The organism is Aquipseudomonas ullengensis, assembly GCF_014174475.1.
GTDB lineage: Bacteria > Pseudomonadota > Gammaproteobacteria > Pseudomonadales > Pseudomonadaceae > Aquipseudomonas > Aquipseudomonas ullengensis.
The window spans coordinates 546,456-569,815 of sequence record NZ_JACJUD010000002.1; the positions used below are offsets into that span (position 1 = coordinate 546,456).

Annotated in this window: 22 protein-coding genes; 10 read left to right on the forward strand and 12 right to left on the reverse strand. The window is 64.1% G+C overall.

Annotated features, from left to right (window positions below; genetic code table 11):
- Positions 1-9: 9 nt before the first annotated feature.
- From lapD to H3H51_RS07915, 4 genes are all read right to left on the reverse strand, one after another.
- Positions 10-1,956, reverse strand: coding sequence for a cyclic di-GMP receptor LapD (gene lapD, locus H3H51_RS07900; protein WP_183088503.1), 1,947 nt, complete (start codon positions 1,954-1,956; stop codon positions 10-12).
- A gap of 9 nt (positions 1,957-1,965) precedes the next feature.
- Positions 1,966-2,670, reverse strand: coding sequence for a cysteine protease LapG (gene lapG / locus H3H51_RS07905; protein ID WP_183088504.1), 705 nt, complete (start codon positions 2,668-2,670; stop codon positions 1,966-1,968).
- 98 nt (positions 2,671-2,768) lie between these two features.
- Positions 2,769-3,170, reverse strand: a complete 402-nt coding sequence (locus tag H3H51_RS07910; protein ID WP_183088505.1) for a YbaN family protein — start codon at positions 3,168-3,170, stop codon at positions 2,769-2,771.
- A gap of 8 nt (positions 3,171-3,178) precedes the next feature.
- A complete protein-coding gene (locus H3H51_RS07915) occupies positions 3,179-3,766 on the reverse strand; it encodes a UPF0149 family protein (RefSeq protein ID WP_183088506.1) in 588 nt (195 codons plus the stop codon).
- Between the two features lie 129 nt (positions 3,767-3,895).
- On the opposite strand from H3H51_RS07915, the gene recQ reads away from it, so the two are divergent.
- The 7 genes from recQ to H3H51_RS07950 all read left to right on the forward strand — a co-directional run bounded on the left by recQ (position 3,896) and on the right by H3H51_RS07950 (position 12,457).
- Positions 3,896-6,037 carry a DNA helicase RecQ gene (gene recQ, locus H3H51_RS07920; protein WP_183088507.1) on the forward strand — a complete coding sequence of 714 codons (2,142 nt, stop codon included), beginning with the start codon at positions 3,896-3,898 and terminating at the stop codon, positions 6,035-6,037.
- A 153-nt stretch (positions 6,038-6,190) separates the two neighbouring features.
- Complete coding sequence (locus H3H51_RS07925; protein WP_183088508.1) at positions 6,191-7,354, forward strand: GGDEF domain-containing protein; 1,164 nt, start codon at positions 6,191-6,193, stop codon at positions 7,352-7,354.
- A gap of 85 nt (positions 7,355-7,439) precedes the next feature.
- Positions 7,440-8,456: a DUF2804 domain-containing protein gene (locus tag H3H51_RS07930; protein ID WP_183088509.1), complete on the forward strand. Its 1,017-nt coding sequence runs from the start codon at positions 7,440-7,442 to the stop codon at positions 8,454-8,456.
- A gap of 129 nt (positions 8,457-8,585) precedes the next feature.
- Positions 8,586-9,020 carry a MarR family transcriptional regulator gene (locus H3H51_RS07935; RefSeq protein WP_183088510.1) on the forward strand — a complete coding sequence of 145 codons (435 nt, stop codon included), beginning with the start codon at positions 8,586-8,588 and terminating at the stop codon, positions 9,018-9,020.
- A 301-nt stretch (positions 9,021-9,321) separates the two neighbouring features.
- The gene (locus H3H51_RS07940) at positions 9,322-11,385 is read left to right on the forward strand and encodes a FimV/HubP family polar landmark protein (protein WP_235981311.1); all 2,064 of its coding nucleotides are present in this window, start codon (positions 9,322-9,324) and stop codon (positions 11,383-11,385) included.
- Positions 11,386-11,554: 169 nt separating this feature from the next.
- On the forward strand, positions 11,555-11,833 hold the full coding sequence (locus H3H51_RS07945) for a SelT/SelW/SelH family protein (protein ID WP_183088511.1): 279 nt from the start codon (positions 11,555-11,557) through the stop codon (positions 11,831-11,833).
- A gap of 132 nt (positions 11,834-11,965) precedes the next feature.
- Positions 11,966-12,457 carry a hypothetical protein gene (locus H3H51_RS07950; protein WP_407926470.1) on the forward strand — a complete coding sequence of 164 codons (492 nt, stop codon included), beginning with the start codon at positions 11,966-11,968 and terminating at the stop codon, positions 12,455-12,457.
- On the opposite strand, the gene H3H51_RS07955 is transcribed toward H3H51_RS07950, so the two are convergent.
- Genes H3H51_RS07955 through H3H51_RS07965 form a run of 3 tightly spaced genes read right to left on the reverse strand, consistent with a single transcriptional unit; the run spans position 12,450 to position 14,474 of the window.
- Positions 12,450-13,322, reverse strand: coding sequence for a DMT family transporter (locus H3H51_RS07955; RefSeq protein ID WP_183088512.1), 873 nt, complete (start codon positions 13,320-13,322; stop codon positions 12,450-12,452). The genes H3H51_RS07950 and H3H51_RS07955 overlap by 8 nt on opposite strands.
- The gene (locus tag H3H51_RS07960) at positions 13,319-13,654 is read right to left on the reverse strand and encodes a tRNA-binding protein (RefSeq protein ID WP_183088513.1); all 336 of its coding nucleotides are present in this window, start codon (positions 13,652-13,654) and stop codon (positions 13,319-13,321) included. The genes H3H51_RS07955 and H3H51_RS07960 overlap by 4 nt, the downstream gene beginning before the upstream one ends.
- Before the next feature lie 58 nt (positions 13,655-13,712).
- Positions 13,713-14,474 (reverse strand): AraC family transcriptional regulator, encoded by a 762-nt coding sequence (locus tag H3H51_RS07965; RefSeq protein ID WP_183088514.1) that lies wholly within the window; start codon positions 14,472-14,474, stop codon positions 13,713-13,715.
- Positions 14,475-14,611: 137 nt separating this feature from the next.
- Here H3H51_RS07965 and H3H51_RS07970 point away from each other — a divergent pair, with 137 nt between their 5' ends.
- Both H3H51_RS07970 and H3H51_RS07975 read left to right on the forward strand, forming a co-directional pair.
- On the forward strand, positions 14,612-15,421 hold the full coding sequence (locus tag H3H51_RS07970; protein WP_183088515.1) for a UDP-2,3-diacylglucosamine diphosphatase: 810 nt from the start codon (positions 14,612-14,614) through the stop codon (positions 15,419-15,421).
- Complete coding sequence (locus H3H51_RS07975) at positions 15,418-16,449, forward strand: glycosyltransferase family 4 protein (protein ID WP_183088516.1); 1,032 nt, start codon at positions 15,418-15,420, stop codon at positions 16,447-16,449. Before H3H51_RS07970 ends, H3H51_RS07975 begins: the two co-directional genes overlap by 4 nt.
- A gap of 69 nt (positions 16,450-16,518) precedes the next feature.
- Here the strand turns inward: H3H51_RS07975 and H3H51_RS07980 are convergent, their stop codons facing one another.
- From H3H51_RS07980 to H3H51_RS07990, 3 genes are all read right to left on the reverse strand, one after another.
- Entirely contained in the window at positions 16,519-17,904 is a 1,386-nt protein-coding gene (locus H3H51_RS07980) for an adenylate/guanylate cyclase domain-containing protein (protein WP_183088517.1), read from the reverse strand.
- Positions 17,905-18,079: 175 nt separating this feature from the next.
- A complete protein-coding gene (locus H3H51_RS07985) occupies positions 18,080-18,667 on the reverse strand; it encodes an HD domain-containing protein (RefSeq protein ID WP_183088518.1) in 588 nt (195 codons plus the stop codon).
- A 52-nt stretch (positions 18,668-18,719) separates the two neighbouring features.
- Positions 18,720-19,037, reverse strand: a complete 318-nt coding sequence (locus H3H51_RS07990; RefSeq protein WP_183088519.1) for an Mpo1-like protein — start codon at positions 19,035-19,037, stop codon at positions 18,720-18,722.
- A gap of 125 nt (positions 19,038-19,162) precedes the next feature.
- Here H3H51_RS07990 and H3H51_RS07995 point away from each other — a divergent pair, with 125 nt between their 5' ends.
- Positions 19,163-20,167: an AraC family transcriptional regulator gene (locus tag H3H51_RS07995; protein ID WP_183088520.1), complete on the forward strand. Its 1,005-nt coding sequence runs from the start codon at positions 19,163-19,165 to the stop codon at positions 20,165-20,167.
- A gap of 97 nt (positions 20,168-20,264) precedes the next feature.
- Here H3H51_RS07995 and H3H51_RS08000 read toward each other — a convergent pair whose 3' ends face one another.
- Both H3H51_RS08000 and H3H51_RS08005 read right to left on the reverse strand, forming a co-directional pair.
- On the reverse strand, positions 20,265-21,719 hold the full coding sequence (locus H3H51_RS08000) for a TrkH family potassium uptake protein (protein WP_183088521.1): 1,455 nt from the start codon (positions 21,717-21,719) through the stop codon (positions 20,265-20,267).
- Positions 21,720-21,767: 48 nt separating this feature from the next.
- A complete protein-coding gene (locus H3H51_RS08005) occupies positions 21,768-23,222 on the reverse strand; it encodes a TrkH family potassium uptake protein (protein WP_183088522.1) in 1,455 nt (484 codons plus the stop codon).
- Positions 23,223-23,360 lie beyond the last annotated feature (138 nt).

A 23,360-nucleotide genomic window follows, 5' to 3' on the forward strand; every position in this document is an offset into this window, starting at 1 on the left:
GGGTTGCACTTAGCCCTGCCAGGGCGTTGGTGCACCGATCAAACGGCCCATAGCGCCATGGATGTTCAGCTCGGTCAGGGCTGTCAGTTCCCCTTCGGTTTCCACCATCTCGGCAATCAACGGCAGATCGATGCTGTTAGTGGCGCGGAAGATGGCTTCGATGAACAGGCGCTTGTCGGTTTCCTGGTCGATGGCGCGGATGTAGCTGCCGTCGATTTTAAGATAGGCCAGGCCCAGGTGGGTCAGGTTACCAATCAGGCTGAAACGCCCCCCGAAGTGCTGCAAGCCCAGGTTGAAGCCGGCCTCGCGCACGCTGTGGCTGAGCTTTTCCAGCTCGGCGGGTGGCGGCAGGTAACGCTCGTCCACTTCCAGGGTCATCAGTTCGCCTTGCTGCGGGTGCTGCTTGAGCAGGTCAAGCAGCTTGGTCACGCTCTCCGGTTCGCGCAGTGTGGCGGCGGACAGGCTCAAGGCCAGCGGCTGCGGGTGCTGGGCGAGGTGCGCCAGGCTGTGTTCGAGCATGGCCAGGTCGAAGCGTGCGGCCCAGCCCAGGCGCTCGATCCAGGGCAGGAAGCGCCCGGCGGCAACCGCTTCTCCCTGCGGGTCGAGCAGGCGTGCCAGCACTTTCTGGTGAAGAATCTGCGTGCGATCGGTGCATTGGGCCACCGGTTGGAAATAGAGCTGCAGTTTGCTTTGGCTGAGGGCTTCGTCGATCCACTTCCGCCAGTCATGCAGGCCTTGGCCAGGCAGGGCGTTGTAGTCGTCGAGACGTTCCCAGGGCTTGGCAGGGTGGCTTTGCGCTTGCGCCAGGGCCTGGTCGGCACGGCCAATGACGTTGCCTTTCTCTTCGCCGGGTTTGAATGCGGCGATGCCGAGGTGAGCCACTGGGGTGCAGTCGCTGGCACCGGTTTGCCGCAGGGCCTCCAGGCCTTCGCTCAGTTCGATGGCCAGGCGGTCGGCATCTTCACCGGACAGGCCAGGGGCGAGCAGGGTGAATTCGCCACCGCGGCTGCGTGACGCGAGCCAGTCCGGGTTTCCGCGTTGTTCCAGCAGGCGTTTGAGCAGTTCGCCGATGTCGTGGATCAGGGCATCGGTCTTCTGTCCGCCCATACGTTGGTTGAGTCCGCCGAGGTCGTTGACCCGCAGGAACATCACATAACCTTCTGCGTTCTGTTCGGTCTCCATCAACTGATCGGCCAGACGGATGTCGAACAGACGCCGGTTGGCCAGGCCGGTCAGGCTGTCCTGGTAGGCTTCTTCACGCAGTTTTTCGCTGCGTGAGGCCTCCTCGGCAAACAGCGCTTTGAGCTTCTCGACCATCTGGTTCATGGCCATGACGACGCGCTTGAGTTCAGGGGTGCGCGGTACTTTGGGTAGGGACATGAATTCGCGGCGGCTGATGGCCTGGGCCTGTTGCACCATGTTGTCCAGTGGGCGCAGTTGAGTGCGCAGCAACCAGCCACCCAGCACGGAGCTGACCACCCCGCACAGCAGCAACCAGATCAGGCTGCCGAGAGCGCTGTCCCAAAGCTTGGCCAATGCGAATTGTGGGTGGCTGAGCACTTCGATCCGCGCGGCCTGTTCCCAGCCGCGCATGATCAGCGCGTCACCACCTTCCGGTTGCAGGTCGATCAGGTCGACGAACCAGCCCGGGACGTTATCGGAGGTGGTGGTGGTACGCCGCTCGACCATCACGGCGCCATCGGGGATACGCACCACGCGGATGGTGGCGTAGTAGCCGCTGTCGAAGATGGAGCTGACCATCAGCTCGACCATTGCCGGGTCGTCCACATGCGGCGTCATCGACAGGGCCAGCGCGGTGGCGGCGTCCTGTGCGTGAGAGCGCAACTGACTGAGCAGCTGTTCGCGAGATGTTTCCACACCAGCAATGAAGCTACCGGTGAAGGCCACCACGAGAAACAGACAGATGGCGAGAAACAGCTGTTTAAGCAAAGACATGAGACTCTCCTAGCCTTCTCCGATGTCGAAGCCTTCGGCTCGCATCTTTTTCAACAAATCCTGCCAGCGCGACAGTTTTTTTGCGTCACCTTTTTTGCCCGCACCAGCTCCGGGCATGTAGAGCCCCTCGGCATTGAAGGCATAGACCGGCAGCAGGTCCTTGCGCTGGGACGCCGGGCGTATTTCGCCAATCAGGTTGTCCAGCACCAGAGGCTCGGCGCCAGGACTGGCGTAATAGGTCAGGACCATGTGGGCCTGGTTGTACTTCAGTGCCTTGACGTACGTGATGCGCAGTTTCTCGCTGGGAATGCCGAGGCGGCGCAGGGTGAAGTATTTGGCGATGGAGTAGTCCTCGCAGTCACCGGCACCTTTCATCAGGGCCTCGACCGGAGTGGCCCAGTAGTCGTTCTGGCGCCAGTTGCGGCTGTCATCGGAGAAGCGGAATTGGCGGTTGAAGAAACGATTGACCGTAGTCAATAGCTCTTTCTCTGGCTTGCCCTGGTTGGCCTGGATCAGCTCATCCCAGGCTTCGATACGGCCTTTGGCTACGCCCAGATTGTTGCCATAGCGTTTTTGCGCATTCTGGATGATGACGCCGAAGTCCCAGTTGGCCTTGGCCGCAGCGCCAACCAGCAGCCCGAGCAGCAAACCCAGGGCCAGCCAGGCGGCCTGCAGGCGCTTCGCACTTCCCTGTTTGCTTGGCCGGTGTTGCATGGATGGGATCTCGGGTGAAAGTGCAGAAAAGTCTAGGTGGTGCGTTACCGGTTTGCTGGATTTATATGGCGATAAAGGTGGTTGGTGAATGCAGCTAATTAACGTGCGGGCAAGGTCTTTTGCCGCAGGATGTAAAGGCTGACCAAGACCGCACTGGTCAGCATGAAAGCCCACGCCCAGGGGCGCTGCACCAGGTAACAGGAGAGGGCGATGCTCGCCCACATCAGCGTGATGGCGTAGACCTTGCCCTTGAGTGGTATGCCGTTGCCGTCCAGGTAGTCGCGAATCCATGGGCCGAGGCGTGGGTGCTCGACCAACCAGCGATAGAAACGCTTTGAACTGCGGGCAAAGCAGGCGGCGGCCAATAGCAGGAAAGGCGTGGTCGGCAGGACCGGCACGAAGATGCCGATAACCCCCAGCACCACACTAAGCCAGCCCACCGCCAGCAGTGCATAACGCACGCTGCGGTGGCGGCTTTGCTGGATGTCGCGATGCGCCATGCGCGCCCTTAGTGGTGGCGGGGCTTGAGCAGTGCCGGCTTCTCTTCCGGTGCATGGCAGAGCAGGAACAGTGCGGTAAGCAGCTCGGGGATCTGGTCGACCATGGTGTCTACCAGGTCGCGGTCGCGGGCGATTTCAGCGAACTCGGGTTGTTCGTCGAACAGGCCGGAGGCAACCATGATCGGCAGCAGCAGTTCGCTGACTTCGTCTTCGGAGTCTTCGAACCACACGGCCTCGCGCAGGAACACACCTTCCATGAAACCGATGCACCAGCCGCGCAGGTCGGAGTCGTCTGGGTCTTCGCCGAGGTCGACGTCGCAGGGGAATTCCGGGTCATCGTCGCTGGCCAGCTGACGGCCGATATGGGCCTTGAGCTGGATCAGCGTCGCTTCGATTTCCTCGCGCTCGGCGTCGCTGCGGTAGTGCGGCGGTTCGGCGAACAGGGCGTCGATCCATTCGCGCTCCGGCACCTGCTCGGGGCAGATCGACAGGGCAGTCAGATAGCCGTGGGCGGCCACGTAGTCCAGGGCCTCCTCGTGCAGTTCATCGGCATCGAGGAAAGCTTGCAGGCGGGACAGTTGCTCGGCGAAGGACATCGTGGGACTACCTTGAGTAAGTAAACACCGGGATTCTAGCCCCCCGTGCCTGCAAAAGCACGGCCGACAGGCGTGGGGCTACTGCGCATGTCGCTCGCGTATACTGCGCGGCCTCACATGGAGACCGGCATGCTCGACCAGGCAACCAATTCCCAGGCACTGCGCATCCTCAAAGACGTTTTCGGCTACGACGCCTTCCGCGGCAAGCAGGCGGCGATCATCGAGCGTGTGGCGGCGGGCGGTGACGCGCTGGTGCTGATGCCTACCGGCGGTGGCAAGTCGCTGTGTTTCCAGGTGCCGGCATTGCTGCGCGACGGCCTGGCTGTGGTGGTATCGCCGCTGATTGCGCTGATGGACGACCAAGTCGCCACCCTTGATGAACTGGGGGTTGCCGCCGTCGCGCTGAACTCCACCCTGGACGCCGATGCGCAGCGCGATATCGCCGAGCGTATCCGCCGCAAGGAAATCAAGATGCTCTACCTGGCGCCCGAGCGCCTGGTGCAGCCGCGCATGCTGGCGTTCCTGCAGCGCCTGGAAATCGGCCTGTTCGCTATTGACGAGGCACATTGCGTGTCGCAATGGGGCCACGACTTCCGCCCGGAATACCTGCAACTTGGGCAATTGGCGGAACTCTTCCCCAATGTGCCGCGCATTGCCCTGACTGCCACGGCGGACATGCGCACCCGTGAAGAAATCGTCCAGCGCCTGCACCTGCAGGATGCCGAGCGTTTCCTCTCCAGCTTCGACCGGCCGAACATTTTCTACCGCATCCTGCCCAAGGATCAGCCACGCAAGCAGTTGTTGGCCTTCCTCGCCGCGCGCAAGGGCGATGCCGGCATCGTCTATTGCCTGTCGCGCAAGAAGGTCGAAGAGGTGGCCGCCTTCCTCAGCGAGCAGGGCTTCCCGGCGCTGCCGTACCACGCTGGCCTGCCCAACGAGCTGCGTGCCTATAACCAGAAGCGCTTCCTTAATGAGGAAGGGCTGATCATGGTGGCGACCATCGCCTTCGGCATGGGCATCGACAAGCCCAACGTGCGCTTCGTGGCGCACCTCGATCTGCCCAAGTCGCTGGAGGCTTACTACCAGGAAACCGGTCGCGCCGGCCGTGACGGCCTGCCGGCGGATGCCTGGATGGCTTACGGCCTGCAGGACGTGATTTTCCTCAAGCAGATGCTCAGCAACTCCGAGGGCGATGAGCGCCACAAGCGCGTCGAGCAGCACAAGCTGGACGCCATGCTGGCCCTCTGCGAGGAAACCCGCTGCCGCCGCCAGGCGCTGCTGGCCTATTTCGATGAAGAGCTGCCGCAGCCGTGCGGCCATTGCGACAACTGCATCGACGGCGTGCAGACCTGGGATGCCACCGAGCCGGCGCGCCAGGCGCTGTCGGCCATCTACCGCAGTGGCCAGCGCTATGGCGTCGGCCACCTGGTCGACATCCTGCTCGGTCGCGAAAACGACAAGATTCGCGCGCCAGGCCATCAGCACCTGGCGGTGTTCGGCATGGGCAAAGCGCTCAACGAAGGCGAGTGGCGGACCCTGTTCCGTCAATTGGTGGCTCGCGGCCTGGCCGATGTCGACCTGGATGGCTATGGCGGCCTGCGCCTTTCTGACACCTGTCGCCCATTGCTGCGCGGCGAAGTGACCCTGCAGCTGCGCCGTGACCTCAAGCCGCAACAGGCGGCCAAGGCCTCCGGCAGCAGCGCCAGCCAGCTGGTGCGGCATGACGAGCGCGAACAGTGGGAAGCGCTGCGCACGCTGCGCCGCAAGCTGGCCGAAGAGCACAGCGTGCCGCCGTACGTGATCTTCCCCGACGCCACCTTGCTGGAGATGCTGCGCAGCAAACCCGCGTCAATGAGCGACATGGCCCAGGTCAGTGGTGTCGGCGCGCGCAAGCTGGAGCGCTATGGCGAGGCCTTCCTCGAGGTGCTCAATGGCGCCGTCGACACTCCAGCGGTGGTGGTCGACCTGCGTCACGAACTGGTCAGCCTGGCCCGTGCCGGGATGACCCCGCTGCAGATCGCAGCGCAGCTCAAGTGCACCGAAAAGAATGTCTACAGCCTGCTGGCTGAAGCGATCGGGCGGCAGCAATTGAGCCTGGAACAGGCACTGGATCTGCCCGAGGAACTGCTCGGTGCAATTCAGGACGCCTTTCTCGATGGCGAAGGCGAGCTGCCGCCGGTATCGGCGATTGCCGAACAGTTTGCCGGCCAGGTCCCGGAAGGCGTTCTGTACTGTGTGCGGGCCGCGTTGCAGGCTGAATTCGAGGTCTGAGGCCTGATTTCGGCCTGCCGAGAGCGCTAAAAAGACAGATAAGCGACGGATGGTGTGTCTTTTGGCGCCAAACCACCGTCGCGCGTGGGCGATAATATTGTGACGTAAGTCTCAAGTCGCTATGGTGGCATCGCGCCATCAATTCACGAGGTCATGGTGTCACCCCATCTCTCCTGGCTGGACGATGTCCGGCCCAACCCCTATGCCGACCAGCTTGCCCTGGGTTATCGCCGGCTGCGTTTTCTTCGGCCGCTGGAGCTGGAGTATCGCGCCTACATGCTCAGGGACAGCGCCGAGCTGAAGCGTATCGCCCTGGTCTTTGCCCTGATCGTCTGGCTGACGTTCGTGGTGGTGGACTTCTGGATGCTCGCACCACCCTTGCTCTATGGCGTGGTGGCGATCCGCCTTGGCGTGGCGGCCCTGCTGGTGGTGTGTGGGCGCTTGCTGTTGTTGCGGCGCCACACCCAGCGGGCAGTCCTGCTGAGCCTCGCGTGTATCGGCTGCATGGGCCTGGGCGCGGCAGCCATCATCGCCATCGGGCATGGGCAGAACGCTTTCTTCCCCTATGAAGGGCTGCTGCTGGTGTGCATCGCGGCCTATTTCCTGGTGGGGCTGCGCCTGATCGAGGCCCTGACGACCTGCGTGGTGGTGGTGCTCGCCTATGTTCTGTTCGAGTCACTGGCGGGTTTGCCGGCGGCTCAGCTGTTCAACAACCTGGTGTTCCTGTTCTTCGGCAACCTGATCGGCGCGGTCGGCTGTTACCTGCTGGAGCTCAAATCACGCGAGCACTTTCTGGTCAGCCAACTGATGCGCGTACTGGCCGATCAGGACAGCCTCACCGGCCTGCACAACCGGCGCAGCTTCAATCGGCAACTGACCCGTCTGTGGCGCCAGGCCCAGCGCGAGCAGGTCGAGCTAGCGCTGCTGCTGTGCGATGTCGACCACTTCAAGGCCTACAACGACCGTTACGGTCATCCGGCCGGTGATGTGGCCTTGCAGCAGGTGGGTGTGGTGCTGCGCGAGGCGGCTCGTCGGCCCCTGGACATGGCCGTGCGCCTGGGGGGCGAAGAATTTGCCGTGCTGCTGTACGGCATTGGTGCCGACGAGGCGCGGCAACGGGGCGAAGTGCTGCGTCAGGCGCTGGAGCTGTTGCGCATCGAGCACGCTGGCTCGCAGACCGCGCCGGTGCTGACCTTGTCCGTTGGTGTTGCCTGCCGTCGGCCGGGGGAGGGCGTGGCAATGACTTCGCTGTTCGAGCACGCCGACCGTGCGCTGTATGAGGCCAAGGCTTTTGGCCGCAACCAGGTGGTGACCTGAAGCGTCCTGCACACTGGCGCAATAGGTCGCTTTCGCCTTGAGCTCCGGCTGCTAGCATCGGCGTTTTCGCCGCCGAGCAGTGACGATGGAACGACTGATCCAGGCCAACGGCCAGCCCCATTACGGCATCTTCTCGAGTGCGCCGGGTGAGGTGAACTACCGCGACTTCGATTTTCGCTCGCCCATGGGGCGCCGCCTCGGCGCCCTGGCCAAATGGCGGCGCTTCCACCAATTCCAGTATTTCGGCCTGATCAGCGACGAGCTGATCGGCGGCTGCGCGCTGGCCAACCTGAGCCTGCTCGGCGTCGGCTTCGTCTACCTGTTCCACCCGGCCAGCGGACGGATGATCGAACACCAGTTCCGCATGCCACTGGGGCTGGGCACGGATTTCTCGCAGCAGCCGAACGCTGGCGTGTGTGAGCTGCGCAGCGGGCGCAACCTGCTGCGCCTGGAGAATGATGCGGCGACGCGGGAGAAGCGCCTGCTGGTGGAATTGGCTGACGGTACGCGTATCGAGGCGAGTTTTTCCGAAGCGCAGCCGGCCTTTCAGCCCATGTGTGTGTGCACGCCGACTGCGGTGAATGGCTGGGTCTACGCGCAGAAGGTGGCCGGGGTGCGCTGCACGGGGCAGGTGCGCAGCACGCTGGGGGATTTCGACCTGGCGCAGCTTGGCGCTTTCGCTCACCACGATTGGTCGGCCGGCTACATGCGTCCGGAAACCCACTGGAACTGGGCGTGCCTGTCGGGCGCGGTGGGCGAGGTGCGAGTCGGGCTGAACCTGTCCTGCGGGGTCAACGAGACCAGCTTCAGCGAGAACTGCTACTGGCTGGATGGCGAGTTGCTGCCAGTCAGCGGCGTGCATTTCCAGTTTGATCGCGATCAGCCGCTGCAGCCGTGGAGCATTCGCTCCAGCGATGGCCAGGTCGAACTGCGCTTCGTGGGCGAGGGGCTGCACCGGGAACGGCTCAACCTGGGCGTGCTGGCGAGCAACTTCAAGCAGGTCTTCGGCCGCTTCGAGGGCATCCTGCGCCCTCCGGGGCGTGAGGCCGTGCGCATCGAACAGCTGTGGGGCTTTGTCGAAGACCAATATGTGAAATGGTGAATCCGGGCTTGGCTTGGGCCGGTGTCACGGTTATGGTTAGGTAACTAATAATTAGGTTTTTCTGCTGTTTGCCCGGTTTTGGGGAAGGGTAATCCGCAGCAAGAGCCACCACAGGTTACCCAGCTATTTATGCAAATTTTCGCGCAGCACAGTTTCGGTATGCAGTTGGCCCAGTTGTCCCGCGCCTGGCGCGCCGAGCTGGATCGTCGTCTCGCCGGCCTTGGCCTGTCACAAGCCCGCTGGTTGGTGCTTCTGCACCTGGCCTTGCTGGAAGACGCACCGACCCAGCGTGAGCTGGCCAAGACCGTGGGTGTCGAAGGCCCAACCCTGGCGCGCTTGCTCGATGGCCTCGAAGCCCAGGGCCTGGTGCAGCGCCAATCGGTCCCGGAAGACCGGCGCGCGAAGAAAGTGGTGCTCAGCCCGCAGGCGCGTCCACTGATTGCACAGATCGAGAGCATTGCCCAAGGGCTGCGCGCCGAATTGTTCGTCGGCATCAGCGAGGACGAGCAGCGCCAGTGCCAACAGATCCATGCTCGCATCCTCGCCAATCTGGAGAAATCCTGAGCCGCAGGTGCGTAGTAGCGTTCTCAGTCGTATTGGCACTCTCTAAATCGGGCTTTATGACGATAAAGAATGAGAGCTGGTTGGCAATTTGCATTGCGGATTGACTATGATGATGGTGTAACCGACTTTCCCGACGGATGGGCGTCTGTGGGGGATAAAAGGTCGGTTTCCGCATCGCAGCCGGGTCGACACGGATCGCCACCCCGATAGTAATGTCAGTCACGTTTTTGCCAGTCAGGGATACCCGCTGTCACAGGGAGTTTGCTGGTAGTTGCGTGCGTCTCGGGATCCGGAGTGCCTTATGGCTCGCATCCGCCACATTCTGCTCACCCTGGCATCAGGGTCGGCGCTCTATTCGGGCATGGTGCCCGCGCTGGGTCTCGGTGAAATCAACCTGCACTCGGCCCTCAACCAACCGCTCGACGCCGATATCGAGCTGATCCAGGCCGGTGACTTCACGGCCGACGAGATCAAGGTGCGCCTGGCCTCCGCCGAGGATTTCAACCGCTCCGGGGTGGATCGCTTCATCTTCCTCAACGACCTGCGCTTCACACCCGTGTTACGCGGTGGCCGCCAGATCATTCGGGTGGTGTCGAGCAAGCCGGTGCGCGAGCCCTATCTCAATTTCATCGTGGAGCTGGCGCGCCCGGGCGGCAACCTGCTGCGCGAATACACCCTGTTGATTGATCCACCATCCTCCTCGGCCTATCGTCCGGTGGCGGCGCCGTTGAACTCGACGGCTGCTGCGCGTGAGGTGACGGCACCACGCGTGGCACGTCAGGCGCCGCCCGCCCGCCCGGTGCCGGCGGCGATCCGAGGCCAGCACTACAGCGTGCAGAGTGGCGACAGCCTGTGGAGCATCGCCGGGCGCCTGCCGGGCAACAGCTCGCGTGAGGCGCTGATGGCCGATATCCACGCACTCAACCCGCAAGCCTTCATTGCCGGTGACCGCAATCGCCTGCGTGCCCAGGCCCAGTTGCTGCTGCCGGATTACTTGCAGAGTTCCCAGGTCGAGCCCCCGGTACCGGTCATCCAGTCGGCAGTGCCAGCTCCGGCAGTGCAGCCTGAAGTTGTCGAGCCGGCAATCCTCGCCACCCAGCGCGAAGTCGATGCCGAGCTGGCCAGCAGCGTGGCGCAGAATCAGGAGCTCAAGCAGGCGATCGATCAACTGCAGCTGCAGTTGCAGCAACTGCAGCAACAGATGGCCGACAAGGATCGCCAGCTCGCCGAGATTCAGAGCGACCTGGCGCAACGCGCGCAAGCCGAGCCTGAAGCGCCGGCAGCACCTGTCGCAGTCGAGCCGCCCGCGCAGCTTGTACCGGCTGCGCCGCTTGCCGAGCCCTCGACGCCCTGGGCCAGTTGGCTGGGCGCAGGCGCCCTGTGCCTGGTGCTGGTCGGTGGTGTCTGGCTGCTGGCGCGGCGCAGAAGCCCGCAGCAGGAGCCCGAGCCCCGGCGCCAGGCGCAGCCCAAGCCCAACATCCAGCCGGCTGCCATGCCGCCGGTGCGCGTCGCCCAGCCGGCGCAGCCTCGCGTAATAGCGCCGGCCGCCGTACCCGTGCAGCGGGTGCCAGTCGCTACGGATGCCCTGGAAGGCGCCAACATCTATATCGCCTACGGCCGCTTCAGCGAGGCCGCGCTGGCCCTGCGTACGGCCATCGAGAAGGAGCCGCAGCGCCTCGATCTGCGCCTGCGCCTCTTGGAGGTACTGGGCGAGCTGGGTGATGCCAACGGCTTCGCCAGCCAGGAGCGCACGCTTCACGAGTTGAACGCCAGCACCACGCAGGTCGATCAGATCCGCGCGCGCTACCCCAACCTGCAGGCCACCCCGGTGGCGAATCTGGACGATGTGGTGTTGCAGCTGGACGAGCCGGCGCCGGTCGCCAGTGCGCTGCAGGATGACTTCCAGCTGAACCTCGATGACCTGTCGCTGGATACCGATTGGGGCCTCAACAGCCCGTTCAAGCCCGATGCACCCACCCGCAGCAAAGCCGTGGAGCCCGAGCTGGATGCCTCGTTCCGCTCCAACCTCCGCGAGCTGCCGGAGGTCTTCGAGCTGACTGCAGACAAAGACCTGCTCAGCCCCTTCGGCGAACCATCGGCCGCCAGCGCGCAGGACGAAGTGCTCGACGAGGAATTCCTTGATGCCTTCGCTGCCGAGTCTGTCGCTCAGGCACCGATGGTGGCGGACTCCAACCTCGAACACCTGGCCGGCAACCGCGAGCACCTGGCGCGGCTGAACATGGCGCTGGCCTATATCGAGCAGGGTGACATCGGCAGTGCCTGCGACATCCTCAATGAAGTGATCAGCAACGGCGGTGCCCAGGAGCAGCAGCGCGCCCGCGAGCTATTGGCCAAGATCGCCTGACCTAAGAACCTGCTCACGATCTCCTGGCCGTCGGCCATACCGCGTTAGAAACAGGCTCTAGTCCAGAAGATCGTGAACAGGTTCCACACGCACGCCGCAGCCGTAACGCTGCGGCGTTGTTTTTTCTGCGGCGCTATCATGGCGGCCCGTTGTTTTCTGGAGTGGAGCGATGTCCGGCAAGCCCGAGGTGGTGATCACCTACTGCACCCAGTGCCAATGGCTGCTGCGTGCGGCCTGGCTGGCCCAGGAGCTACTCAGCACTTTCAGTGACGAACTCGGCAAGGTCAGCCTGGAGCCCGGCACCGGCGGGGTGTTTCGCATCAGTTGCGAGGGCGTGCAGCTATGGGAGCGCAAGGCCGATGGTGGCTTCCCCGAGGCCAAGGTACTCAAGCAGCGCCTGCGCGATGTGATCGACCCCGAGCGCGATCTGGGCCACAGCGACCGCTGAACGTACGGCTTTGTATCCGCTTAATTACCCCGTGTTTACTCCCCTCTGACGTTGCTACAGGTTGCCAGGCGAAATAATGCCGGCCTGGGCCGTGCTTCGTGCGGCCGCTCAATGTCAATGAGGTGAAACGTGATGCGGCGTGTCTTGCGCATGGTCGGGCTGTGCCTGCTGGTGTTCAGTATTTCCGGGCTGTTGAAGGCCGAGCCACAAGGCCCGGGCGGGCATGGTGGCCCCGGCGGCGGGCACTGGGGGCCGGGCCCCGGCGCGCATGGTGACGGCTTGCCGTCCTATGCCCGCGAGATGTGGATCGGCAGCATGTTGTACTTCGTCGCCGCCGGAACCTACTACCTGTGGAACGGCAGTTCGCAGCGTTATGAGGCCGTCAGTCCACCTGCTGCCGAGCCGCAAACCAGCGTGGCCAGCTACGAAGTGATCGCCTATCCGGCGCGTGGCCAGACCAGCGAGCAGCAGGGCCGGGATCGCTACGAGTGTCACACCTGGGCGGTAGGGCAGAGCGGCTTCGATCCGGCGACCACCGCGCAGGCCGTGGCCAGCGATGCCGTCGAGCTCTACCGGCGCGCCCTGAGTGCCTGTCTTGGTGGGCGCGGTTACAGCGTCAACTGAGGTCTTCGACGCTCGGGTTGTGCTTGTTCAGCCGAGCGGAGAGCACCGTGGCCAGCATGATCAGCACGCCACCGAAGAGCATGCGCAAGCCGGGTTGCTCGTTGAACAGCCACCAGGCGAAGGCGATGCCGTAGACCGGCTCCAGGGCGAACACCACCGACGCGCTGCGGGCGTTGAGCACGCGCAGGCTAGCGACGAACAGGCTGTGCGCCAGCGCCGTGCACAGCAGGCCGAGCAGTGCGATCCACAGCCAGTCCATGGCGCGTACCTCGGGCAGCAGCGGTGCGGCCAGCGGCAGGGTGCACAGGACGATGCCGAGGTTCTGCCACAACGCCGCCTGCGCCGGTTTCAGGCCCTGGGTGGTGGCGCGGTTGCTGACCGAGACCAGGGCGAACAGCAGCCCGGACACTACCGCCCAGCCGAGGCCGAGGGTGGCGTCACTGCCGAAGTCGAAATGCGGCGTGACCAGCACCAGGCCCAGGCACACCAGGGCGACCACACCCCACTCGGCGAGGCGGATACGTTCCTTGAACAGCACGCCTTCCAGCAGCACGGTAAACGCCGGGAAGCTGGCGAAACCCAGGGTGGCGATGGCCACTCCGGAGACCTTTACCGCAATGAAGAAGCTCCACCAGTGCCCGCCCAGCAGCAGCCCCGCGCCGGCCAGGGCCAGGCAGCGTTGCCAGGTGATGCGCGCGGGTTTCTCCCCCAGGCGGTTGAATACCATCAGCGCCGCGACGGCAAACAGCGCGCGACCGAAGACGATCACCAGCGGCGCGGCCAGTGCCAGCTTGCCGAAGATCCCGGAGAGACCGAAGAAGAGCGCACCCAGGTGCAGGGCAAAAAGTGCAGAACGTCGATTCATGCCAGGCGCGCCCCGTTCGGCAGCGGCTTGTCGAAGCTGGCCAGGACCACCTTGCCGGCTTCGTCATAGGCACCGGTCACCAGCACCTCCGAGCGCACGCCGGCAATCCGCTTGGGCGCGAAGTTGCACACGCACAGCACCTGGCGGCCGACCAATTGTTCGCTGGCGTAGTGGGCCGTGAGCTGGGCGCTGGAGGTTTTCACCCCGAGTTCGCCGAGGTCGACTTCGAGGACATAGGCCGGTTTGATCGCCTGTTCGTTGAGGCGCGCGCTGAGGAGGGTGCCGACGCGCAACTCCACGCGTTCAAAATCCTGCCACTCGATGATCTGCATGTCCGACTCCTGGTCAATCCCGGCAGTCTAGGCAGATCGGCGGCTGCGGTCTGTCGCGCTACTCGCGATTTTTATCGCGGGACTCGCGGCGCAATTGCCGTGGCGTGGTGCCGAGCTGGCGTGACAGGGCGGCAGTAAAGGCGCTTTGCGAGGCGTAGCCGACCCGCGCAGCGACCTCGCTCACCGGCAGGGCGCTGCCGAGCAGCAGCTCGCGGCCCAGTTGCAGGCGCCGGTTGCGCACGTGATCCATGGGGGTCTGCCCGGTTTCGGCGATGAAGCGGGCGTGGAAGCGGGCCGCCGACAGGCCGCACAGGCGCGCCAGGTCGGCCACCTGTAGCGGGTGCGCGCAATGCCGGTCGATGTGGGCGTCGATGGCGCTGAGCGGCAGGCGAGTGGGCTGTGGCGGGTGGGAATGGCTGAGGCTGGCCAGGAGCAGGGCGGCGCCTTGCTGGGCGATCACCGGGTCGTCGATCGGGCTACTCGCCAGCCAGTGCACCAACTGGTTTTGCGCCGGATTGAGCTGCACCCGGCCAGGTGTTTCCAGCAGGCGTCGGCTGGCATCGGCGTGCTGGCCCAGGCGCTGTTGCAGCCAGTCATCGGTCGGTACGTCGAGCACCAGGCAGTGACTGCCGGCGGGGCTGGCGCAGCTGTGCTGCTCGTCAGTCGGGACCACGGCCAGGCTCTGGCTGAGCACCTGGCAGCCGCGCCCGGCCACTTCGAAATCCAGGCGGCCGGACAGGCCGAACACCAGTTGCGGATGTTCGTGGCTGTGGGTGATCTGCTCGTGGCGGTAGTGGCGCAGGGTGAGGATCGGCTGCATGGCGAGCGCTCCGGAAATCAGCCGGCAGTCTACACCGCAGGGCGCGGCGCGTGGCTTGTCATCGACTTGCAGTCTGCCTGTCACATGGGGGTCACCGCTGGCGCGCAAGCTCGCGCTAAACCCAGCGGAGAATGTCGATGAGCATTGCCGAGCGCAGCAAGCCCAGCAGAAAGCAACGCGTGCGTACCCTGTGGATTTCCGATGTGCACCTGGGCACGCGCGACTGCCAGGCGGAGCGCCTGGCGGAGTTCCTCAAGCGCTACCAGGCGGACAAGGTCTACCTGGTCGGCGACATCATCGACGGCTGGAAGCTGCGCGGCGGCATGTACTGGCCGCAGGCCCACACCAATGTGATCCGCCGCCTGCTGACCATGAGCAAGCGCGGCACCGAGGTGATCTACGTCACCGGCAACCACGACGAATTCCTGCGCCGCTACTCGACGCTGATTCTCGGCAATATCCGTCTGGTCGACGAGGCCAGCCACGTCACTGCCGACGGCCGCAAACTGCTGGTGATCCACGGTGACCAGTTCGACGTGATCACCCGCTACCACCGCTGGCTGGCCTTTCTCGGCGACTCGGCCTACGGCTTCACCCTGACCCTCAATCGCTGGCTCAACCACTGGCGCGAGCGCTACGGCTATGGCTACTGGTCGCTGTCGGCGTACCTCAAGCACAAGGTTAAGACAGCGGTGAGCTTCATCAGCGACTTCGAGGAAGCCATCGCCCACGAATGCACGCGTCGCGGTTTCGACGGCGTGGTCTGCGGGCACATCCACCACGCAGAGATCCGCAAGGTGGGCGAAGTGGAGTACCTCAACTGTGGTGACTGGGTGGAGTCCTGCTCGGCGCTGATCGAACATCTGGATGGCAGCATCCAGCTCTATCGCCTGGCCGAAGAGCAGGCCCGCGAAGCCGAGTCGCTTGGCCTTGGGCAGGTGGCATGAGGATTCTCATCGTCAGCGACGCCTGGCTGCCGCAGGTCAATGGCGTGGTTACCAGCCTGCAGGCGCTGGTCGGCGAGCTGCGTGGCTTGGGGCATCTGGTCAAGCTGCTGTCGCCGGCGGATTTCCGCGCGCTGCCGTGCCCGAGCTATCCAGAGATTCCGCTGGCCTGGGACCTGTGGAACGTGGGCCCGGCCCTGCGCGAGTTCCGTCCCGACTGCGTGCACATCGCCACCGAGGGGCCGCTGGGCTGGGCCGCTCGGCGTTGGCTGGGCAAGCGTGGCCTGGCGTTCTCCAGCGCCATCCACACGCGCTTTCCCGAATACGTGAATACGCGCTGGCCGGCGCTGCCGCTGAGCTGGGGCTATGCCTACCTGCGGCGCTTCCATCGTCCCAGCCAGGCCGTGCTGGTAACCACCGAGCGGTTGCGCGCGGAGTTTGCCGACTGGGGGCTGGAGCGCCTGCAGCTGTGGCGCAAGGGGGTGGACACGCGCTTGTTCCGGCCGCAGGGCGAGGCGCCGGTTGAGCCGGTGTTCCTCTATGTCGGGCGGTTGGCGGCCGAAAAGAACCTGCAGGCGTTTCTCGATCTGGAACTACCGGGGCACAAGCGCGTGGTCGGTGACGGCCCGCAGCGCGCCGAGCTGCAGGCGGCCTATCCGCAGGCGCAGTTCCTTGGTTATCAGCAGGGAGAGGCGCTGGCGCAAGCCTTTGCCAGTGCCAGCGTGCTGGTGTTTCCGTCGCGCACCGACACCTATGGCCTGGTCATGCTCGAAGCGCTGGCCTGTGGCACGCCGGTGGCGGCCTTTCCCGTGCCGGGGCCGCTGGATGTGCTGGAACCGGGCGTGACCGGGGTGATGGGCGAGGACCTGCAACAGGCCTGCCTGGCCGCGCTGCAACTGGATCGTGGGCAATGTGCGGAGCATGCGGCGCGGCAGTCCTGGCGTGCGTCGGCGCTGGAATTCCTGGCCCAGCAGCCGCTGCTAGATGGCGAGCTGGTGCAGCTGGACGAGTTGCCGGCTCTACAAACGTAGCTGCGCCTGAAAAGCAAAACGCCGCCCTCTGCAAAGAGGGCGGCGTTTTTTATTGGGCAGCTCGCTGGCTTACAGGATGACCTTGTCGCGCAGCTTCTCGGCTGCCTGGCTGAGGGCCAGGATGACCTTTTCCTTGTCGTAGTTCTGGATGCCGTTGGTATCCAGGTACATGGAGAAGCCCGGCAGCTCGTGCTCGACGTAGCTGGACTTGGCGCCGAGGTCGCGGCGGAAGTCGACCACTTGGTAGATCTGCACCGGCTTGCTGAAACCCTTGACCGTGATCTGGCCCTTGTCGCGGCACATGATCACGTCTTTCGCCAGCGAGTAGGTCTCGTGGGAAATCAGGATTTCGCCGGATTCGGCCGAGCTTTCCAGGCGGCTGGCGAGGTTCACTTCGCGGCCGATGATGGTGTAGTCCATGCGCGTGTCAGCGCCGAAGTTGCCCACGGTGCAGTAGCCGGTGTTCAGGCCCATACGGATTTCCAGCGGCTTGGTGATGCCCTGGGCGCGCCACTGCTGGCGCAGCACTTTCATGTGCTTGCGCATGGCGATGGCCATCGACACGGCGTTCACCGCGTCTTTCTTGGCGCCCTGGCTGGCCGGGTCGCCGAAGAACACCATGATGCTGTCGCCGACGAACTTGTCGATGGTGCCGCCGTATTTCAGGACGATCTTCGACATTTCGGTCAGGTAGGTGTTGAGCAGGTCGGTGAGCTGTTCGGCTTCCAGCTCTTCGGACAGCTCGGTGAAGCCCTTGATGTCGGAGAAGAACACGGTGAGCTTCTTGCGTTGGGTTTCCAGGCGCACGTGCTTCTTGCCGCTGAAAATCATCTGCCAGACCTGCGGCGACAGGTACTTGGCCAGGTTGCGCGCCAGGCGCGCGGCCTTTTCCTGTTCACGGGCTATCTCGCTGCGCATCTGCGTCAGGCGCGTGCCTTGTTCGTGGACGAAGAAGGCGGTGATGCCGATATACAGGGTAGTCAGCAGGATGCTGACCAGCGCTACCAGGATGGGCGTCGCGGCGCGCACCTCCGGGTGTACCAGGGCGGTGGTCAGGGCCATGCCGCCAGCAGCCACCAGCAGCGACAAACCGACATAGCGCAGGCCGCCGGCGATCATTGAGCTGAAGCTGAGGATCAGCAGGCACATCAGCCCCGGTACCACCGAGAAGCCCATCATCACTGCGGCGATACCGGCATGGGCAGCATCGATGAACAGCAGGGTGAGGGCGCTCTGTTCCGGGTAGTCACGCTTGAAGCGGTTGCCCAGGTGGTAGGCCAGGTGCGGGTAGAGCAGGGCGTAGGGCACCATCCACAGAATGCTGTAGGTGAAGTGCTGGTCATAGGTGCCGGCGGCGATACTGGCAGCCGTGGCGATGTAGGCCAGTACGCGGGAGTAGTACTCGCGCAGCAGGGGCGCGGGTTGAGCCTTGACGGCTTCCAGTGCGGACTTCATTGGGTGAAACGATCCCCGGTAGTTTTCTGACGCTTCTATCGAGCGCCTGGAGGGTCTGCAAGACCTGAGCCATGGCTAGGGGCTGCGCATGAAGCGCGAGGAGACCCTAGAGCAGGAGGGGGATCATAACCAGCACCCGTTCGGCGGCCAAGTAGCGCCGCCGAATGGGTGGCTATCAGGCTGACTGACGGTCCATCGCGGCGGTGTAGATGGACTGCTTGGGCTGGGCGAAAACGCGGCGCAGCATGGGCTCGAAGAACTCCAGTGGCAGGTTCTGGAATTCCGGGTCGAAGGCCGCTGCATCGTACTTGGCGCAGAACTCGATGGTTGCCAGGTACTGCGGGTGGTCCTTGAACTGCTCGCGCAGGTGCCGGTCCATGCCCAGGTGATGGAAGAAGTAGTAGCCCTGGAAAATGCCGTGTTTTTCGACCATCCAGTGGTAATCCGGGCTGACGAACGGCTTGAGGATGGCCGCGGCGATGTCCGGGTGGTTGTAGGAACCCAGGGTGTCGCCGATGTCATGCAGCAGCGCGCAGATCACGTACTCCTCGTCACGACCGTCCTGATGGGCGCGGGTGGCGGTTTGCAGGGAGTGGGTCAGGCGGTCTACTGGGAAGCCGCCGAAGTCACCGTCGAGCAGCTTGAGGTGAGTCAGGATGCGATCCGGCAATTGCTTGGCGTAGGCGACGAAATCCTGGGCGATGATGGCCCAGTCATCGGCGCTGCCATCTTCCATATGGGTGAAACGAGCTTGAGCGTTCATCAGGCGTCCTCTTGTTGTTTTATCGGGACTGGTACGGTGTGCCGCGAGGTTGCTAGAAGCGAATGCGGCCGGTCAGGGCATCCTTGAGCATCACCCAGTCGCCCATCAGGCTGTAGAAGGGGTACTGGAAGGTGGCTGGCTTGTTCTTCTCGAACACGAAGTGGCCAACCCAGGCGAAGCCATAGCCGGCGAAGGGTACGGCCAGCAGCCACAGCCATTGCTGGGTGAACACGGCATAGCCGATCAGGCTCAGCACCAGCAGGCTGCCGACGTAATGCAGGCGGCGGCATATGTCGTTGCTATGTTCTTGCAGATAGTAGGGGTAGAACTCGGCGAAGCTCTGGTAGCGTTCGGTGGTTGCAGTGCTCATGGCACACCTCCTGTCATTGTCGACTGGCAGTGTAGGGCGACTGTCTTGTGCGGCCAGTGACATACAGGGCCAGTTTAGTATCCTCTTGGCGCCAGACCGTGATTGACCAGCATAAGAACAACTCCATGAGCGAACGCACCACTTCCTCCAGCTGGGCTTCCACGATCGCCCAGGCCCTCGAACTGGGTGGCGTTGATTGCCGCAGCCTGTTTGCCCGCCTGGGCATGGATTACAGCGCCCTCGACGACCCAGAAGCGCGCTTCCCGCAGGACAGCATGACCCGTCTGTGGCAGCTGGCCGTGGAGGCCAGCGGCAACCCGGCAATCGGCCTGAACATGGCGCGCCTGTCGGTGCGGCCGACGTCCTTTCATGTGGTCGGGTATGCGTTGATGTCCAGCCGCAACCTGCAGGAAGGCTTCAGCCGCCTGGTGCGCTACCAGCGCATCATCGCCGAGGGCTCCGACGTGAGCTTCCACCCGACGGTCGATGGCTATGAGCTGGTGTTCGCTATCCACGGCGACCGCTTGCCGGCAACCCGGCAGAGTGCGGAGGCGTCGCTGGCGCACACCCTGGCATTCTGCCGCTGGCTTACCGGTAAACCGATGCGGCCGCGCCTGGTCAGCTTCCAGGGGCCGCCGCCGGAGAACCAGGAGCCGTACCGCGAGGCGTTCCAGGCGCCCTTGCGCTTCAACGCCGAGCACTATGGGATTGTCTTCGAACGCGCCGATCTGGATGCGCCGTTGCCGTCGGCCAACGAGGGCCTGGCGCAACTGCATGACCGTTTTGCCGGTGATTACCTGGCGCGTTTCTCCGACAGCCGGGTGACCCATCAGGTGCGCCAGGTGCTCTGCCGCCTGTTGCCTCAGGGCGAACCCAAGCGCGAGGCGGTGGCGCAGGCCTTGCTGTTGTCCGAGCGGACCTTGCAGCGCCGTTTGCAGGAGGAGGGCAGCAGCTACCAGCAGTTGCTCGACGACACCCGCCGCGAATTGGCTGGGCAGTACCTGGCCCAGGCCAATCTGACCCTGCTGGAAGTGGCCTATCTGCTGGGTTTTGCCGACCCGAGCAACTTCTTCCGCGCCTTCCGCCGCTGGTTCGATACCACCCCGGGCGAATACCGCGCGCGTCTCTGACCCTCTCACCCCTGTAGGAGCCAGCTTGCTGGCGATGCTCTTTCGCGGAGTCCGATCGCCAGCAAGCTGGCTCCTACAGCGGCGTCGTGCGGCGCGATCAGTGCCGCCAGAAGGTCGGTAGCAGCAGTACCAGCACGGTGAGGATTTCCAGGCGTCCCAGCAGCATGCCCAGGGTCAGCAGCCATTTGGCGCTGTCCGGCAGGCTGGAGAAGTTGCCGGCCGGGCCGATGATCGGGCCCATGCCCGGCCCTACGCCGGATACCGTGCTGGCGGCGCCGGAGAGCGCGGTGATCCAGTCCAGGCCGCACAGGGTCAGGGCCAGCGCCAGGGTGGCGATGGTGATGGTGAAGAAGAACGAGAAGGCCAGGATCGAGCGAACGATGTCTTCGTCCAGACGATGGCGGTTGTACTGCTGCTTGATCACCGCGCGCGGGTGCACCAGCTGCTTGAGGTTGGCCTTGAGCAGGATGTAGGCGATCTGGAAGCGGAACACCTTGAGGCCGCCAGCGGTGGAGCCGGAGCAGCCACCGATGAAACCCAGGTAGAAGAACAGCATGCTGGCGAAACCGCCCCACAGGCTGTAGTCATTGAGGGCGAAGCCGGTGGTGGTCATCACCGAAGTGGTGTTCACCGCCACGTGGCGCAGGGCTTCCAGCCAGTGCAGGCGAGTGGTGGCCCAGTACCAGGTGGCCAGCAGCAGCCAGCTGCCCAGCAGGATGAACAGGAAACCGCGCACCTGCTGGTCGCGCAGCAGCGCCGTGTAGTTGCCGCGCATCATCGAGACGTAGAGCACGAACGGCAGGCTGCCGAGGATCATCACCACCACCGCGACCCAGTGCACCGCCGGCTGTTGCCAGTTGCCGAGGGAGCCGTCGGAGGTGGAGAAGCCGCCAGTTGAGATAGCCGACATGGCGTGGTTGATCGCGTCGAACAGCCCCATGCCGGCCAGCCAGAAGCCCAGCGTGGCCACCAGGCTGATGCCGACATAGGCCACCACCATGTACTTGGCGACCATGTGCGAGCGCGGCATGACCTTTTCCGAACGGTCCGATGATTCGGTCTGGAACAGGCGCATACCACCGATGCGCAGCATCGGCAGGATCGCCACGGCCATGGCGATAAAGCCGATACCGCCCAGCCAGTGCAGCAGCGAGCGCCAGATCAGGATGCCCGGCGACATGCTGTCCAGGCCGCTGAAGATGGTGGCGCCGGTGGCGGTGATGCCCGACATGCTCTCGAAGTAGGCATCGGTGTAGCTGGTGTGGCGGCCGAGCAGGAACGGCAGGGCGGCGAAGAACGACACCAGGACCCAGCTCGACACGGTCAGCATGTACATGTCGCGCGGGCGCAACTGGCTCGGCCGGCCGCGGCCCTGGAGGAACATGCTCATGCCGCTGATGAAGGTGATCAGGCTCGACCAGAGGAAGGCGTGGATGTCCTGCGGCTGCTCGTAGACCAGCAAGGTCGCCACTGGCACCAGCATGCTGATGGCCAGGGTGATCAGGAAAATGCCGTTGATGAGCGCCAGGGTGCGCAGGGTCGGCAAGGACATTAAGGGCTTCCGTTGTGTCGGTGGAGGTAAGGGTAGGCGAGCGCTGGCTTAGTGTTTCCAGAAGGCCGGGGTGAACAGCACTAGCACGGTAAGGATTTCCAGACGCCCGAGCAGCATGCCGATGGTCAGCAGCCACTTGGCGGCGTCCGGCAGGGGGGCGAAGTTGCCGACCGGGCCGATGATCGGGCCCAGGCCCGGGCCGACGTTGCACACGGCGGTGGCAGCGCCGGTGATCGCGGTGACCCAGTCCAGCCCGGTCAGGGTCAGGCCCATGGCGATCACGCCGATGGTGATGGTGAAGAAAAACGAGAAGGTGATCAGCGAGCGGACGATGTCTTCGTCCAGGTTGTGGTTGTTGTACTGCTGCTTGATCACCGCGCGTGGGTGCACCAGTTGCTGCAGGTTGGCCTTGAGCAGCACGAAGGCGACCTGGAAACGGAAGATCTTCAGGCCGCCGGCGGTGGAGCCGGAGCAGCCGCCGATGAAGGTCAGGTAGAAGAACAGCAGCACGGCGAAGCCGCCCCAGGTGCTGTAGTCGCCCAGGGCCACACCGGTGGTGCTGACCACCGAAGTGATGTTGACCGCGACGATGCGCAGCGCATCCAGCCAGGCATTGTCCGAATTCATCCACAGCCAGGTGCCGACCAGCAGCCAGCTGAGCAGCAGGAAACCGATCAGGCCGCGAACCTGATGGTCGCGGATCAGCGCCCGGCGATGCCCGCGCAAGGTGGCAACGTAGAGGGTGAAGGGCAGGCTGCCGAGGATCATCACCACCACCGCGACCCAGTGCACCGCTGGCTGTTTCCAGTTGGTCAGGGACATGTCCGAGGTGGAGAAACCGCCGGTGGAGATCAGCGACATCGCATGGTTGATCGCCTCGAACGGGGTCATGCCGGCGCCCCAGAAGGCCAGGAAAGCCAGCCCGGTGAGCAGCACATAGACGTACAGGATGTACTTGGCGGCCATGTGCGAGCGCGGCATGACTTTCTGCCCCCAGTCCGAGGACTCGGTCTGGAACAGGCGCATCCCGCCGACCCGCAGCAGCGGCAGAATCGCCACCGCCATGCCGATGAAACCGATACCACCCAGCCAGTGCAGCATCGAGCGCCAGATCAGGATGCCGGGCGACATCTGGTCCAGCCCGGTAAGCACGGTGGAACCGGTGGTGGTGATGCCGGACATGGTTTCGAACACCGCGTCGGTGTAGCTGATGTGGGTGATCAGCACCAGCGGCAGGGCGGCGAAGGCACACACCACCAGCCAGCTGGCGGTGGTCAGCAGGTACATGTCGCGCGGGCGCAGGTGCATGTGTTGCGGGCGCCCGCGAATCACCAGGCTGAGGCCGGCAATAAAGGTGATCAGGCTCGACCAGAGAAAGGCATTGAGGTCATCGGTGCGCTCGAACGCGAACAGCGTGAGCATGGGGATGACCATGCTCGCTGCCAGGGTGATGAGGAAAATTCCGAGGATGAAGCCGATAACGCGCAGAGTCGGCAATGCCATGAAGTAAGGCTCGAACAGGCCAGGGCGGAGGGCGCCATTCTACGCTTGGCGCATCGCCTGTAAATCGGCGCAGACGCTGATTCTGCATCTGTGCGTGCTGCTCTGCGCAAGGCTGCCGGGTGATGGTGTGGAATCGGC

Coding starts and splice junctions, on each gene's coding strand:
- lapD (WP_183088503.1), bottom strand. CDS start 1,956: ATGTCTTTGCTTAAACAGCTGTTTCTCGCCATCTGTCTGTTTCTCGTG.
- lapG (WP_183088504.1), bottom strand. CDS start 2,670: ATGCAACACCGGCCAAGCAAACAGGGAAGTGCGAAGCGCCTGCAGGCC.
- H3H51_RS07910 (WP_183088505.1), bottom strand. CDS start 3,170: ATGGCGCATCGCGACATCCAGCAAAGCCGCCACCGCAGCGTGCGTTAT.
- H3H51_RS07915 (WP_183088506.1), bottom strand. CDS start 3,766: ATGTCCTTCGCCGAGCAACTGTCCCGCCTGCAAGCTTTCCTCGATGCC.
- recQ (WP_183088507.1), top strand. CDS start 3,896: ATGCTCGACCAGGCAACCAATTCCCAGGCACTGCGCATCCTCAAAGAC.
- H3H51_RS07925 (WP_183088508.1), top strand. CDS start 6,191: ATGGTGTCACCCCATCTCTCCTGGCTGGACGATGTCCGGCCCAACCCC.
- H3H51_RS07930 (WP_183088509.1), top strand. CDS start 7,440: ATGGAACGACTGATCCAGGCCAACGGCCAGCCCCATTACGGCATCTTC.
- H3H51_RS07935 (WP_183088510.1), top strand. CDS start 8,586: ATGCAAATTTTCGCGCAGCACAGTTTCGGTATGCAGTTGGCCCAGTTG.
- H3H51_RS07940 (WP_235981311.1), top strand. CDS start 9,322: ATGGCTCGCATCCGCCACATTCTGCTCACCCTGGCATCAGGGTCGGCG.
- H3H51_RS07945 (WP_183088511.1), top strand. CDS start 11,555: ATGTCCGGCAAGCCCGAGGTGGTGATCACCTACTGCACCCAGTGCCAA.
- H3H51_RS07950 (WP_407926470.1), top strand. CDS start 11,966: ATGCGGCGTGTCTTGCGCATGGTCGGGCTGTGCCTGCTGGTGTTCAGT.
- H3H51_RS07955 (WP_183088512.1), bottom strand. CDS start 13,322: ATGAATCGACGTTCTGCACTTTTTGCCCTGCACCTGGGTGCGCTCTTC.
- H3H51_RS07960 (WP_183088513.1), bottom strand. CDS start 13,654: ATGCAGATCATCGAGTGGCAGGATTTTGAACGCGTGGAGTTGCGCGTC.
- H3H51_RS07965 (WP_183088514.1), bottom strand. CDS start 14,474: ATGCAGCCGATCCTCACCCTGCGCCACTACCGCCACGAGCAGATCACC.
- H3H51_RS07970 (WP_183088515.1), top strand. CDS start 14,612: ATGAGCATTGCCGAGCGCAGCAAGCCCAGCAGAAAGCAACGCGTGCGT.
- H3H51_RS07975 (WP_183088516.1), top strand. CDS start 15,418: ATGAGGATTCTCATCGTCAGCGACGCCTGGCTGCCGCAGGTCAATGGC.
- H3H51_RS07980 (WP_183088517.1), bottom strand. CDS start 17,904: ATGAAGTCCGCACTGGAAGCCGTCAAGGCTCAACCCGCGCCCCTGCTG.
- H3H51_RS07985 (WP_183088518.1), bottom strand. CDS start 18,667: ATGAACGCTCAAGCTCGTTTCACCCATATGGAAGATGGCAGCGCCGAT.
- H3H51_RS07990 (WP_183088519.1), bottom strand. CDS start 19,037: ATGAGCACTGCAACCACCGAACGCTACCAGAGCTTCGCCGAGTTCTAC.
- H3H51_RS07995 (WP_183088520.1), top strand. CDS start 19,163: ATGAGCGAACGCACCACTTCCTCCAGCTGGGCTTCCACGATCGCCCAG.
- H3H51_RS08000 (WP_183088521.1), bottom strand. CDS start 21,719: ATGTCCTTGCCGACCCTGCGCACCCTGGCGCTCATCAACGGCATTTTC.
- H3H51_RS08005 (WP_183088522.1), bottom strand. CDS start 23,222: ATGGCATTGCCGACTCTGCGCGTTATCGGCTTCATCCTCGGAATTTTC.